Annotated in this window: 14 protein-coding genes, 3 pseudogenes and 3 other annotated features (1 of these 20 only partly in view); of the genes and pseudogenes, 6 read left to right on the forward strand and 11 right to left on the reverse strand. The window is 36.8% G+C overall.

Going from position 1 to position 14,082, the window contains the following annotated elements:
• Positions 1–16 precede the first annotated feature (16 nt).
• Positions 17–1,051 (reverse strand): phenylalanine--tRNA ligase subunit alpha, encoded by a 1,035-nt coding sequence (pheS, locus tag BTOYO_RS09055; RefSeq protein WP_000388224.1) that lies wholly within the window; start codon positions 1,049–1,051, stop codon positions 17–19.
• A 43-nt stretch (positions 1,052–1,094) separates the two neighbouring features.
• Positions 1,095–1,323, reverse strand: a binding site (T-box leader).
• Positions 1,324–1,385: 62 nt separating this feature from the next.
• Positions 1,386–2,183, reverse strand: a complete 798-nt coding sequence (locus BTOYO_RS09060; RefSeq protein WP_002039772.1) for a TrmH family RNA methyltransferase — start codon at positions 2,181–2,183, stop codon at positions 1,386–1,388.
• Positions 2,184–2,265: 82 nt separating this feature from the next.
• On the opposite strand from BTOYO_RS09060, the gene sspI reads away from it, so the two are divergent.
• The 3 genes from sspI to BTOYO_RS09075 all read left to right on the forward strand — a co-directional run bounded on the left by sspI (position 2,266) and on the right by BTOYO_RS09075 (position 4,061).
• A complete protein-coding gene (gene sspI / locus BTOYO_RS09065) occupies positions 2,266–2,475 on the forward strand; it encodes a small acid-soluble spore protein SspI (RefSeq protein ID WP_000009509.1) in 210 nt (69 codons plus the stop codon).
• Between the two features lie 175 nt (positions 2,476–2,650).
• Positions 2,651–3,208: an HD domain-containing protein gene (locus tag BTOYO_RS09070; protein ID WP_001189005.1), complete on the forward strand. Its 558-nt coding sequence runs from the start codon at positions 2,651–2,653 to the stop codon at positions 3,206–3,208.
• Positions 3,209–3,347: 139 nt separating this feature from the next.
• The gene (locus BTOYO_RS09075) at positions 3,348–4,061 is read left to right on the forward strand and encodes a CPBP family intramembrane glutamic endopeptidase (protein WP_001183253.1); all 714 of its coding nucleotides are present in this window, start codon (positions 3,348–3,350) and stop codon (positions 4,059–4,061) included.
• A 27-nt stretch (positions 4,062–4,088) separates the two neighbouring features.
• Here BTOYO_RS09075 and BTOYO_RS28230 read toward each other — a convergent pair.
• Positions 4,089–4,253 (reverse strand): annotated as a pseudogene (locus BTOYO_RS28230) (DUF4179 domain-containing protein); the annotation flags it as partial.
• Between the two features lie 62 nt (positions 4,254–4,315).
• On the opposite strand from BTOYO_RS28230, the pseudogene BTOYO_RS26130 reads away from it, so the two are divergent.
• Together BTOYO_RS26130 and BTOYO_RS09080 are read left to right on the forward strand one after the other, a co-directional pair.
• Positions 4,316–4,676 (forward strand): annotated as a pseudogene (locus BTOYO_RS26130) (ammonia permease).
• Positions 4,677–4,689: 13 nt separating this feature from the next.
• Positions 4,690–5,052, forward strand: coding sequence for a hypothetical protein (locus BTOYO_RS09080; protein ID WP_000446231.1), 363 nt, complete (start codon positions 4,690–4,692; stop codon positions 5,050–5,052).
• Positions 5,053–5,074: 22 nt separating this feature from the next.
• Here the strand turns inward: BTOYO_RS09080 and BTOYO_RS09085 are convergent.
• Positions 5,075–6,873, reverse strand: a pseudogene (locus tag BTOYO_RS09085) (DHA2 family efflux MFS transporter permease subunit).
• A gap of 12 nt (positions 6,874–6,885) precedes the next feature.
• Positions 6,886–7,539, reverse strand: coding sequence for an HlyD family secretion protein (locus BTOYO_RS09090; RefSeq protein WP_001071409.1), 654 nt, complete (start codon positions 7,537–7,539; stop codon positions 6,886–6,888).
• A 296-nt stretch (positions 7,540–7,835) separates the two neighbouring features.
• Between BTOYO_RS09090 and BTOYO_RS09095 the strand changes: the two genes are divergently transcribed.
• On the forward strand, positions 7,836–8,453 hold the full coding sequence (locus BTOYO_RS09095) for a TetR/AcrR family transcriptional regulator (protein WP_000023657.1): 618 nt from the start codon (positions 7,836–7,838) through the stop codon (positions 8,451–8,453).
• Positions 8,454–8,494: 41 nt separating this feature from the next.
• Here BTOYO_RS09095 and BTOYO_RS09100 read toward each other — a convergent pair whose 3' ends face one another.
• From BTOYO_RS09100 to thrS, 6 genes are all read right to left on the reverse strand, one after another.
• Positions 8,495–9,580 carry a M42 family metallopeptidase gene (locus tag BTOYO_RS09100; RefSeq protein ID WP_000163548.1) on the reverse strand — a complete coding sequence of 362 codons (1,086 nt, stop codon included), beginning with the start codon at positions 9,578–9,580 and terminating at the stop codon, positions 8,495–8,497.
• A 69-nt stretch (positions 9,581–9,649) separates the two neighbouring features.
• Positions 9,650–10,141, reverse strand: a complete 492-nt coding sequence (locus BTOYO_RS09105; RefSeq protein WP_000365050.1) for a dUTP diphosphatase — start codon at positions 10,139–10,141, stop codon at positions 9,650–9,652.
• A 441-nt stretch (positions 10,142–10,582) separates the two neighbouring features.
• On the reverse strand, positions 10,583–10,939 hold the full coding sequence (gene rplT, locus BTOYO_RS09110) for a 50S ribosomal protein L20 (RefSeq protein ID WP_001138362.1): 357 nt from the start codon (positions 10,937–10,939) through the stop codon (positions 10,583–10,585).
• 37 nt (positions 10,940–10,976) lie between these two features.
• Positions 10,977–11,177 (reverse strand): 50S ribosomal protein L35, encoded by a 201-nt coding sequence (gene rpmI, locus BTOYO_RS09115; RefSeq protein WP_001125945.1) that lies wholly within the window; start codon positions 11,175–11,177, stop codon positions 10,977–10,979.
• A 21-nt stretch (positions 11,178–11,198) separates the two neighbouring features.
• Positions 11,199–11,702 (reverse strand): translation initiation factor IF-3, encoded by a 504-nt coding sequence (infC, locus tag BTOYO_RS09120; protein WP_000973214.1) that lies wholly within the window; start codon positions 11,700–11,702, stop codon positions 11,199–11,201.
• Between the two features lie 62 nt (positions 11,703–11,764).
• Positions 11,765–11,885: a sequence feature (ribosomal protein L20 leader region), on the reverse strand.
• A gap of 210 nt (positions 11,886–12,095) precedes the next feature.
• Positions 12,096–14,033, reverse strand: coding sequence for a threonine--tRNA ligase (gene thrS, locus BTOYO_RS09125; RefSeq protein ID WP_000786076.1), 1,938 nt, complete (start codon positions 14,031–14,033; stop codon positions 12,096–12,098).
• Between the two features lie 47 nt (positions 14,034–14,080).
• Positions 14,081–14,082, reverse strand: a binding site (T-box leader) (it continues 227 nt past the right edge of the window).

The following is a 14,082-nucleotide window of genomic DNA, read 5'->3' on the forward strand; positions in this document are numbered from 1 at the left end:
TTATCCTCTCCTTCCCTTACGCTCGTTTGAATTGTTGTAAGAAACGTACATCATTTGTATAGAAATGACGAATGTCATCTACGCCGTATTTCAACATTGCGATACGCTCTGCTCCCATACCGAATGCGAAACCTTGATATTCTTTTGAATCATAACCAGCCATTTCAAGTACGTTCGGGTGAACCATACCTGCGCCTAGAATTTCAATCCAGCCAGTTCCTTTACAAGTGCCGCAACCTTTACCGTGACACATCATACAAGAAATATCCATCTCTACAGATGGCTCTGTGAATGGGAAGAAACTTGGACGAAGACGGATTTCACGATCTTCACCGAACATCTTTTTCACGAATACTTGCAGTGTACCTTTTAAGTCACTCATACGAATGTTTTTATCAATTACAAGACCTTCAATTTGCATGAACTGATGTGAATGCGTCGCATCATCATCATCGCGGCGATACACTTTACCAGGACAGATAATTTTGATTGGGCCTTTTTCTTTATTATTTTCCATCGTACGTGCTTGCACAGAAGATGTATGTGTACGTAGTAACGTTTCTTCTGTAATGTAGAATGTATCTTGCATGTCACGTGCTGGGTGATCTTTCGGTAAGTTTAGTGCTTCGAAGTTGTAGTAGTCTTTTTCTACTTCTGTTCCTTCAGCTACTTCATAACCCATACCGATGAATACATCTTCAATTTGTTCAACAACAGCTGTTAACGGATGGTGACAACCTGTTTCAACAGGACGACCTGGCAAGGTAACATCAATTGTTTCAGTAGCTAATTTCGCTTCAATTACTGCTTTTTCTAAGTTACCAATTTTGTCATCTAAACGCGTTTGAATCGATTCACGTACTTCATTTACTAATGCTCCCATACGTGGACGCTCTTCCGCTGATAATTTTCCCATGCCGCGTAATACTTCTGTAATTGGGCCTTTTTTCCCTAAATACGCTACGCGTACGTCATTTAAGCCCTTTAGCTCTTTCGCTTCTTCAATAAGCTCTAACGCTTTTTGCTTTAGCTCTTTTAAACGTGCTTCCATTTGGAACCCTCCTAATTTTAAAAATAAAAAAACCTCGCTCCCAAAAAGGGACGAGGTAAATTCGCGGTACCACCCTAAATTGACAGAACAAGTCTGTCCACTCATTAGTTATAACGATCAATTCTGACCGGAACGCCTTTACATATACATGGTCCTGGCGTCAACTCCAGAGGTGAATTCACTTCCGTCTACCATAAGAATGCTTTCAGTCTACGGCATTCTCTCCCTATATGGCGATTTTGTCAGCTACTCTTCTCTATCAACGTTTTTCGTTATTTAACTTTTATTATATGTTCATTACGAACATGTACTTCAACTTATTATAAGAAGTTTTTTATTTGTTCGCAACCGGGCTTTGTAAATAATACGTTAAAATCCCTGCTGCAACCGCAACATTTAATGATTCTGCCCCGCCATAAATCGGAATATACAAGTTTTGATCCGTTTTCGCAAGAATTTCTTGGCGTACGCCGCTTCCTTCATTCCCTACAATTAATGCAAAACTTCCGGCTGGTGTTACTTCACCGTAAGGAGCTCCATTTTCAAGAGCTGTTCCATATACAGGAACACTATTTTCTTTTAACTTGTCTACCCATTCTTCTAAATTCCCTTTTACAATCGGTAAGTGGAAAATAGAACCTTGTGTAGAGCGCAGTACTTTACTATTGTAAACATCAACACAACCTTCTCCAAGCACAACGGCATGAATACCAGCTGCATCAGCTGTACGAATAATCGTTCCTAAATTACCTGGGTCTTGAAGGCCGTCTAATAAAAGAAATTTCCCATCAGTAAGAGCTACTTCTTTCTCATGCTTTTCACAGACAGCAAATACACCTTGTGTCGTTTCTGTTTCACGAAGTATTTTTACAATCGCTTCAGGCACGATATACATTTCAACATCATTCACTGTCCAATCTTTCGGAAGGTCTGTTTGATCTGAAACGATAAGTTCTGTTACAACTCCTGCCTTTAAAGCTTCCTCCACTAAGTGGAATCCTTCAACAAAGAACAACCCTTTTTTATCGCGTTCTTTTTTCGTTTGCAGCTTTTTCCACTGCTTCACACGCGGATTTTGTACTGAATCAATGTTTTTCATAATATGTATTTCCCTCTCTTCTTGTCTTATCATTATAGCCTATTTTTCATACATATTTACATAAAAAAGAACAAAAACTAACGTCAGTTTCAATTCTGAAGAAGAGGTGAAAGCAATGAGTTTTAATTTACGTGGTGCTGTATTAGCAAATGTATCTGGAAATTCACAAGATCAATTACAAGAAACGATTGTCGATGCAATTCAAAGCGGTGAAGAAAAAATGCTTCCAGGTCTTGGTGTTTTATTCGAAGTCATTTGGAAAAATGCTGATGAAAATGAAAAGCACGAAATGTTAGAAACACTAGAACAAGGATTAAAAAAATAAACAATAAAAGGTCACCTTAGAAAAACTAAGGTGACCTTTTATGTCTATAAAATTTTTCTTCTCCTAAACATTTCTACTTTACTAACGCTGATTGATGGAGTACAATGTTCAAAATACATTTAAACCGATCGATTTTTCTTCATATACATCATTAGATAAAAGGAGTGAATGTTTTATGCAACGTATTACGCTTGAACAAGTTTTTAAACACCACATTACCCAAAAATATGTGAACCGTTCTGGAATGGTCCACGCGATTGCTGTCGCTTACCATGCGTTTCACTTAGCCAAAAAGCATCACGCCTCAGTCGATGCTGCGACAAAAGCCGGTTTCCTTCACGATATCGGACATCATACATGGTACACAGGCGGCGAATGGGACTATGACTTATATAAAAAGAATGATATACATGCAATTAAAGGAGCGGAAAGAGCTCATAAGTTATTAATCCGATTAGGCGAACATCCGAAGCAAGCCAAAGAAATTTCTGTTGCAATTCTATTGCATACTGATTCTTTCCTAGTAGAACAATCACTTGAAAGAACACCTCTACAAAACACTATTAAGTGGGCAGATGAAGCAGACGAAGAACCAGGCGGCGCACACCACTATCGAACTATCTCTTATGAAAAAGCACTAAAAGCAATTCAGCAGTTAGATCGATTGGTAGAGCGTGAATTGCAAATAGAGCAATCAAAATCAAATAACAAGGCAGAACATAGTTATCAATGAGAAAGAGGCATCACTATAGGGTGATACCTCTTTTATTATTTTATGGAAAATACACCTTTATATGTAATATTTAAATGTTACATATAAAAATAAAACACTTTATAATTAAATATATAAATATAAAGAGGTGATTCTACATATGCAACCCACTACACAACTTCCTTATGAACAGAAATACTCTATGTCATGGGGACAATTCATTAGCTCCGTTTTATTTGCTTTTTTCGGAACTGGACTCATTACTGTGTTCCTCGCAATGCCCTTAACAATTTATACAGCCGGACTCGAAAATAAAAAACAAATTGCCCTGTATGAATCTATTGCAAATACTGCAGGTATCGGATTACAACTAACCGTGTTGTTATTCTTCATTTTTAAATTCGAACCCGCAAAAAATTTACTATTAAAATCTTTTAATTTTAAAGCACTGAAAGAATGGCGCACATACGTATACTTACTTCTTTTCTTCGCTATAAGCATCGTGCTCAATTATATCTTTTTAAAATATGTGTTCCAAGACGCAACAAAGCAACAAGCTTCTGCACTAAACTTAGACGTATTTGAACAGTATCAAATATTATTACTTATCGGCTTTGCGATACTCACCCCAATTTTTGAAGAACTTATTTTCCGTGGTTTTTTACTCCACTTTTTCTCTGAACGCTTTCCATTTTGGATTGCAGCAGTCTTAACAAGTTTCTTCTTTGGTATCGCTCATACATACTCACTCGGAGTAATGGTAATTACTTTCTTCACGGGATTATTAATGGCTATTTTATGCAAGAAAACAAAATCCATTATTCCAGCTATGTTATTTCATATTATGAATAATATGTTAGCATTCTTAAGTTAAAAAGAGGTATCATCGCGATACCTCTTTTTACTCTTTTATAACAACTTCAAACTCTTCTTCCGTTAGCACTTTTCGATAATTCGTTTTCTTTTCTCCTTCTTCACCAGAAGTTAGGACAGGCGTCAGTATAATTTTTGTTACACTATCCTCTAGCTTTTCAAATCGCCAATAACTATTTTTCGATTTTATTAATAATATCCAAAATAAACCTCATGTAGTAAAATATAACTTAATTCACATAAAAGAGTTTACATATGTTCAGTATTATTTGGATGCTTTTTACGCCACTTCTCTTACTATGCGGGATTGCTGGTGGTATTTTTTAATGGTAACAGAAATTAAACATCGGAAATTACTTGTTACCTTAATGGGGATTATTTGCTTTTCATTCGTTATAATGCCTTTTACTTTTTTTAAACAAAGGTATCAATGGAGAGAACGTTCTCCACATTCCACCTGTCCTATATTGGATGCTTTTCTCTCTAGCTGGTTTATTAGCAGGATTGAATGGGGTACATTCAAAAATTAAGAGTATACGCAACATGGGACTCATTATTTTCTCAATAGGACTGTTTGCAGCTATTGTCCATGCCTGATTCATATTTTATTCATTAAGGAGTTATTACATATGGAATCTACTGGTTTATTTATTTGGCTTATCTTAGCCCCTATTTTGTTATTATGTGAAGGCATCGTTGGCATTTATTTAATTGCTGCCGGAATTAAATATCGAAAATCACTTATCGTTATAACTGGTTTAATTAGCATATCACTTATCGTTGTTCCTATCATTTGTATAGGTTATGGAATAGATTTAGAGGGAATGGTTCCAATTTCGGGAACTTTATATTGGTGCTTCTTCTCATTAGCTGGACTAGTAGCTATTATAAGTGGCAGACAAATATCAAGTATTCGTTCTATGGGGACGATTTTGGTTATAACAGGATTATGCTCTGTAACTAGTTATCATCTTTTATATCTAACTACATAAAAAACACAAAAAAGCAGGGAAATTAATTCCCTGCTTTTCTATTTGGTTTATTGCCTGATGGCAAGAAGAACGATAACACCCAAGCAATACCTGCGAGTATTGTTGCAATTAAGAAGGCATCGTTAATACCGTTAATTGCAGATAGCTTTGAGATTTGTCCGAATAATAGTTGCGTGCTCATCGCATCTCCCGCTTGAGCTGATCCAGCTAAAGCCGCTAAGCTTTGGCCCATACCATGTATTTTATCAACTAAAATTGGATTTGACGTTGTTAACATGTTGCCATAATCCGCTACGTGAGCAGTCGTTTGTTGCGTCATAAGTGTGATTAAGATCGCTGTTCCAATTGAACCAGCTACTTGTCTTGACGTATTTTGCGTTGCTGTACCGTGAGAAATTAATTTCATCGGCAGCGCGTTCATACCAGCTGTCATAATTGGCATCATAATGAATGACATACCAATTGAACGTATAATATAATCCGTCATAATAACGCTATACGGTGTATCCATCGATAATTTTGTAAATTCATATGTCGCATAAGTTGTAATTGCCAATCCAATTATCGCTAATGGACGAATGCCATATTTATCGAATAATTTACCTGCTACTGGTCCCATGATCCCCATAATTAATGATCCTGGAAGAAGTAGTAAACCAGATTCAATTGGCGTAAAGCCACGAATATTTTGTAGATATACTGGAAGTAATAACATACCTCCGAATAATGCCATCGTTACGATTGCGTTAATTACTAAAGTAAAAGTAAATACTGGATATTTAAACACTTGTAAATCAAGCATTTTATTGTCCGTTGTTAGCTCTCTCCAAATAAATACTGCAATACCTACTACACCAATGATAAGTGATATCACAACCTCTGCACTAGTCCAGCTATTATTTCCCGCTTCACTAAATCCATACAATAAGCTACCTAGTCCAATACTTGAACTAATAACACCGAATACATCTAGCTTTGTGTTAGATACCGGCTGAGCTAGTGTAAAGAATTTTAAAGATAGGAAAGTAATAATTAAACCAATCACAAACATTCCGTAGAACATTAAGTTCCAGCTATAGTTTTCAATTACCCATCCTGTTACAGTTGGTCCGATAGCTGGTGCTAAAATCATCGCTACCCCTAGTAATCCCATAGCTGCTCCTCGCTTATGAGGCGGGAATAATGTCATGAAAATATTCATACCAACCGGCATTAAAATACCCGCTCCAACCGCTTGAATCACTCGGCCCGTCATCATCATTGTAAAGTTTCCTGAAGTAGCACAAATGATAGATCCTACCGTGAAGAATAACATTGCCGCTACGAACAATTTACGATACGTAAATCGTGAAACTAAAAAGGCACTAATCGGTACTAAAATACCATTTACGAGCATGAAGCCTGTAATTAACCATTGTGCTGTTGAAGTTGATACATTAAATTCATTCATTAACGGAGGCAATGCAACGTTAATGATCGTTTGGTTTAAAATAGAAACGAACATCCCGAGAATTAATACTGTTACAACTGCTTTTACGTTCACATTCTCTATAGGCATAGACGTTTGTTTTTTCGGCATTTCTTTTTCTTGTTTTACTTCTTCTTGCTTACCTGTTTCTAACTCAACTACATTAGAAATTTCTGTTTCTTGCTTTCGTTCAATTTCTTTTTCTTCTGTTTCTACCTTACTTACTTCTATTTTACTTACGGCTGGGACTTGTTCTTCTCCCACGTTCGTTTTTTCTTTCGTAAAAGACGATTTACAAGGAAGAAGACGATTATACAAAATAGTGCATATCCTGCAATTGCAATTGAGGACATCTCATCTCCCCCTTACTTATGAATACGAACTGTCACATTCATGCCAGGAACAATATTTACTGATTTACTATGATCTAAAGAAATTTTAACTGGTACCACTTGTGTTACTTTCGTATAGTTCGCTGTTGCGTTGCTTGATGGTAACATAGAGAATGTATTCGCTGTTGTTAATCCAACTTGCTCTACTTTTCCTGATAACGTCGTGTCTGGGTATGCATCTACATACACGTCTACATCTTGACCTTTTTGCACATCGTCAACATCTGTTTCTTCAATATTTGCTGTTACCCATAAATTGTTCATATCAAATGCATAAGCAATTGGGCTACCAGCTCCAACGAAAGCATTTGTCGTTGCGTTTGATTGTACAACTGTCGCGTTTTGCGGAATTGTTACGTCTACTGTTTGCTCCCCATTTGCTCCAGCTACAGTGACAGCACCTAATTTATCGTTCTCATTGTAGTTTTTTCCTACTTCAGCTTTCCAGTCAGTCAATTTACCTGCTGCTGGTGAAGCAATTGGAATTACCTTTCCATCAATTTTCGCATTTTCTGTTTTTAAATAGTTTTCCGCTTGATTGTAATAGTAATAACCGCCAATGCCGCCGCCAACTAGTACAATTAATGTGATAATGTTGATAATCACCATTCTTCGAAACTGATTCATTGCATTCCTCTCCTTATATCGCATATAATTTTTTTCTAAACTATTTACATCCTTATTGTTTATACTGTTTAATTGTTAATTATATTAACCTTTAAACAAAAAAAGCACACCTTCAGCAGCATAAACCGGATTTCGTCTACCTGCGAGTGGTGCTGATTTCTAAAGGACTATCGTTTATAATTATAAATAATTATTTCGAATCTACAACCGACAATTTAAGTATGAAATGTCGCTTAAACAACAATATAATAACGATTTGTTGTTTAAGTGTATAAAATGAAACGAGGAGAAGTAAAATGTCTATTAAAAATACAAATGATCCACGTGTAAAGCGGACGAGACAACTCATACAGGATGCTTTTGTCGCTTTAGTAGGCGAAAAAGGGTTTGAAAATGTAACTGTTCAACATATCGCAGAACGCGCTCCTGTAAATCGCGCTACATTTTATAGCCATTACCATGATAAATACGACTTATTAGACAAAAGCATTGAAGAAATGTTAGAGAAGCTAGCAGAAGTAATCAAACCGAAAAATAAAAATAAAGAGGATTTTCAACTTACATTCGATTCACCACATCCAACATTTTTGGCTCTGTTCGAACACATCGCAGAAAACGTGAACTTCTATAATGTTATGCTCGGGGATAAAGCTGCAGGAAACTACTCTTATAAAATGATGAAAACAATACAAACGCATTTAACATTAAGCTTATCAATTTCACAACCAGATGATAAAGATCTTATGGTTCCTCGTGATATTCTAATTAGTTATGTGACAGGGGCTCACATCGGGATGATTATGTCATGGTTAAAAAGGGGGATGATATATACCCCGCATTTTATGGCCATGCAATTAACTCGTTTAATTATTTTAGGGGCCCATACTGCCGCAGGATTAGAAAGACCTTTTTAACACATAAAAAAGCGAAGGAGATTCTCCTTCGCTTTTTTCTATTAATTAAATGTAATGTTATGTACAGCCTCTTTATCAAGACGTTTAATAACTTCTACAATTAACTTCACTGCATTTTCATAATCATCACGGTGTAACATTGCCGCATGCGAATGGATGTAGCGTGTCGCAATCGTAATTGCCATAGACGGAATACCATTTACAGAAATGTGAATCGCACCTGCATCTGTTCCCCCGCCAGCTACTGAATCATATTGGTATGGAATTTGTAGTTCGTCAGCAACATCAACTACGAAATCACGTAAACCTGTATGTCCAATAACAGAAGCATCATATAAAATAATCTGCGGTCCATCGCCCATTTTACTTTGCGCCTCTTTTGACGTTACACCCGGTGTATCTCCAGCGATACCAACATCTACTGCGAACGCGATATCTGGTTTGATATAATTCGCAGATGTTTTTGCACCACGAAGACCAACCTCTTCTTGTACAGTTCCAACGCCGTATACAACGTTTGGATGTTTTTCATCTTTTAATTGTTTTAATACGTCAATTGCAATCGCACAGCCGATTCGGTTATCCCATGCTTTTGCAAGTAACATTTTTTCATTCTTCATCACTTGGAATTCAAAGTAAGGTACAACTTGATCTCCTGGTCGTACGCCCCACTCCATTGCCTCTTCTTGGCTAGAAGCACCAATATCGATAAACATGTCTTTAATATCAACTGGCTTTTTACGAGCTTCTGGAGGTAAAATGTGTGGTGGTTTTGAACCAATTACACCTGTTACATCTCCTTTACGCGTTACAATTGTCACGCGCTGTGCAAGCATAACTTGTGACCACCAGCCACCAACTGTTTGAAAACGAAGGAAGCCTTTGTCATCAATTTGCGTAATCATAAAGCCAACTTCATCTAAATGACCTGCAACCATAATTTTCGGGCCGTTTTCTTCCCCAACTTTTTTCGCAACTAAACTTCCTAAATTATCAGTAGAAAGTTCGTCCGCAAACGGCTCAATATATTTCTTCATTACTTCACGTGGTTCACGCTCGTTACCAGCAATACCACGTGCATCTGTTAACTCTTTTAGCATTGTCAATGTCGCGTCTAATTTTGTCATTGCCAACACCCTCCTTTTTCTTCAGTCACCTTATTATACAAAAGGAAATTGAAATATTCAAAAATTAAATTAGTATCCTTGTGTTTGACGCTGATGATTTACTTCATTTTTATCTAAATACGCTTTTTCAATTTCTTCTTGTTCAAATTCAAGTGCTTGTCCAAGTCGAAGATAGCTTGTAAATAATTCAATATAGTTCGTGATAGATGGTTGATCTGTAAAACGAATTACTTTCGCATATGTGTCTAAGAAAATTTCCACTTGTGTTTTATTCGTTTGTGCACATTTATAGAATAAGAAGTTTTTATCAATACCTAAATCGATTCCGATTGATAAAATAAAATGCAAACCATCTACGTATTCTTCTAATATTACTTCACGTTCTGATGCTGGTTTATTGCTCCAATATTTAAAACAGCGTGTTTCATTTGCAAGTTCTCCAATTTCTACAAGAAGAGCTAGCATTTTTTCTTTTAACAACTTTTTCGGTTGTAAGTCATGTTCTTTTGCAATACGGTCATCTAATTCTTTTTGTAATTTAAATAGTTGTAGTAAGTCCATTCTATTGTCCTCCTCCAACATCGCATTTTATGCAACAATGTTGTTTCATCTCAAAGTTCATTATTATGTTTCAGTTCTTATGAATAAGTCAGCTATCTACCTCTTTATAAAATAGCTTGTCCTTAATTTACAAATACGTTTCAGTCATCGCTCGTATATTGTTCATCTGATGAAAGTTCCATATCATCTTTCCATTATAGCAGTGTCGTTTCGGCTAGGAAAGATACTCTTCTTTCCAAACGAGCATAATTGAAAAAAGCCAGGAGAATTCTCCTGACTTCATATGCATATTCTTCTATATCGCTATAGTTTTTATGTTGATTTTGTCATATCGATAACGATGCGTCCATAAATCTTTAGAGCTTCATTCACTTCAAACTTCTCTTTGAAAACAAACAAAAAACCTTAGAAGAAAATTCTTCTAAGGTTTCAACTAATTAATTAGTTAATGTTGTTTTTTGCAACTGTTGCTAATTCAGCGAAAGCTTTTTCGTCATGAACAGCTAAGTCAGCAAGCATCTTGCGGTTAACTTCGATGCCAGCGTTTTTTAAACCGTGCATTAAGCGGCTGTAAGAAAGACCATTCATACGAGCTGCTGCGTTGATACGTGTGATCCATAATTTACGGAAGTCACGTTTCTTTTGACGACGGTCACGGAATGCATACATTAGAGATTTCATAACCTGTTGGTTAGCAACCTTGAATAATGTATTTTTAGAACCGTAGTAACCTTTTGCTAATTTTATAACTTTTTTACGACGTTGACGAGTAACTGTACCACCTTTTACTCTTGGCATAATATTACCTCCTAATTGTTCTATATATCAGCCGAACTTATTTTAAGTTGTCAAGCATTTGACGAATGCGTTTGAAGTCACCAGCGCTTACTACACCAGCTTTACGTAGTTTACGTTTAGCTTTTGTAGATTTGTTAGCGAATAAATGGCTTGTGTAAGCGTGAGAACGTTTCAGTTTACCTGATCCAGTCTTTTTGAAACGCTTTGCAGCGCCGCGATGAGTTTTTTGTTTAGGCATAGGTATTTCCTCCTCTATCTATTACTTATCGTTTTTCGGTGCTAAAACTAAGAACATACTACGTCCTTCCATTTTAGGCTTAGATTCAATTGTACTAACTTCAGCACAAGCTTCTGAGAAGCGATCTAAAACACGTTGACCGATTTCTTTATGAGTAATGGCACGTCCTTTAAAGCGAATTGACGCTTTAACCTTGTCGCCTTTCTCTAAAAACTTGATAGCATTACGAAGTTTTGTGTTAAAGTCGTGTTCATCAATTGTTGGACTTAAACGAACTTCTTTCATGCTAATTACTTTTTGATTTTTGCGCTGTTCTTTTTCTTTCTTCTGTTGCTCAAAGCGGAATTTACCGTAGTCCATAATGCGGCATACTGGCGGTTTCGCATTTGGAGCAACTAATACTAAATCAAGATTAAGATTTGCAGCTAAGTCTAAAGCGTCATTACGAGACTTGATTCCAAGTTGATCGCCATTTGCGCCAACTAAACGTACTTCACGTGCACGAATTTGCTCGTTAATCATCATATCCTTGCTAATAGTAAGCCACCTCCAAGGTTTTCTCAGAACATATTTTGTAGTCATAGAACCCGACAAAAAAAGTGCGGGCATACGACACCCACACTTGTAAAATCTTAAGTAAGAAATACATTTACCTGCTAACTGCGAATGCGTCCATCAGGTGAGAAGCGGGTGCTTCTACTTGTTCCACAAAACAATATTCTATTATCCTTGATGAGTTTATCATAGGACATGACGTCTGTCAAGAAGACGCGATGTGTTTTACTAACAACAAGAAATATTGTAACAAACAACTAGCATACATGCAATACTTTTTTATGATAAGAGTTACATGGTTATTTTTTCTAGTTTTTCTCTTTTATATTAAAAAGAAAAGCCGCGGTATACCGCGGCTCTTTCTTATCTTTTTCCTTCTACTTTAATCATGTCAACAAAAGCATCTAATGCGATTGTTTCTGATTTTTGTTCACCATATTTACGTACGTTTACGCCATTTTCAGTTACTTCATTGTCACCTACTACAAGCATGTACGGAATTTTTTGCATTTGTGCTTCACGGATTTTGTAACCAATTTTCTCTTCGCGAGTATCTAATTCAACACGAATACCAGCACGGCGCAATTCATCTTGTACTTTCTTCGCATAGTCTAAATGCACTTGCGGAGAAACTGGAATTACTTGCGCTTGAACTGGAGCTAACCAAGTTGGGAATGCACCTTTGTATTCTTCAATTAAGAATGCTACGAAACGTTCCATAGTTGATACAACACCACGGTGAATTACAACTGGACGATGTTGTTTTCCATCTTCACCAACGTAAGCTAATTCAAAGCGTTCTGGAAGTAAGAAGTCTAATTGTACAGTTGAAAGTGTTTCGTCTTTTCCAAGAGCAGTACGAACTTGAACGTCAAGTTTTGGACCGTAGAACGCCGCTTCACCTTCAGCTTCGTAGTAATCAAGACCCATTTCATCCATAGCTTCTTTTAACATACCTTGTGCTTTTTCCCACATCTCATCATCAGCATAGTACTTTTTAGTATCTGCTGGGTCACGATAAGATAGACGGAATGAATAGTTCTCTAAACCAAAATCTTTGTACACTTCTAGAGTTAAGTTTACAACACGTTTTAACTCTTCTTTAATTTGATCTGGGCGTACGAAAATGTGCGCATCGTTTAAAGTCATTCCGCGTACACGTTGTAATCCAGATAACGCACCTGACATTTCATAGCGGTGCATTGTTCCAAGTTCCGCAATACGGATTGGTAATTCACGGTAGCTGTGAATATCGTTTTTATAAACCATCATGTGGTGAGGGCAGTTCATTGGACGAAGAACTAACTCTTCATTATCCATTTCCATTGATGGGAACATACCATCACGGTAGTGATTCCAGTGACCAGAAGTTTCATATAGCTCTCTGCTTCCTAGTACTGGAGTGTATACGTGATCATAGCCTAAGCTTGCTTCTTTATCAACGATGTAACGCTCGATAATACGACGGATCGTTGCACCTTTTGGTAACCAAAGTGGTAAACCTTGTCCTACTTTTTGGCTATTAGTAAATAGTTTTAATTCTTTACCTAATTTACGGTGATCGCGCTCTTTCGCTTCTTCAAGCATACGTAAATGCTCATCTAATTCTGCTTTCTTAACAAATGCAGTACCGTAAATACGTTGTAGCATTTTATTATTGCTATCGCCGCGCCAGTAAGCACCTGCAACGCTTAATAATTTAAACACTTTAATTTTCCCTGTAGATGGAAGGTGAACACCGCGGCAAAGGTCGAAGAATTCGCCTTGCTCATAGATTGAAATAACTGCATCTTCTGGAAGATCGTTAATTAAATCTAATTTTAACTCATCGCCGATTTCTTCAAAGCGACGAAGTGCTTCTGCACGTGGTACTTCATGACGAACGATTTCTAAGTTCTCGTTCACGATTTTTTGCATTTCTTTTTCGATTTTCTTGAAGTCTTCAACTGTAATTGCTTCTTCCATATCAATATCGTAGTAGAAGCCATTTTCGATTACTGGGCCAATGCCAAGCTCAAGCTTAACATCTTTATATAAACGTTTTAACGCTTGTGCTAAAAGGTGGGCTGTTGAATGGCGTAAAATGTATAAGCCATCTTCAGAATCTAATGTAATAATAGAAACTGCACCATCTTCTTCGATTGGTGTAACAAGATCAATCATCTCATCGTTTAATTTTCCAGCCACAGCTTTTTTCTTTAAGCCTGGGCTAATAGAAGCTGCGATTTCTTCAGTTGTTACGCCTTTTGGAAACTCCTTCACAGCTCCATCAGGGAAAGTAATTTTAACTACATCTGCCATCACTGGTCACTCCTCTTTTTCTCAAAATAAAAAACACTCATCCCGTAAA

This window comes from Bacillus toyonensis BCT-7112 (assembly GCF_000496285.1).
Classification (GTDB): Bacteria; Bacillota; Bacilli; order Bacillales; family Bacillaceae_G; genus Bacillus_A; species Bacillus_A toyonensis.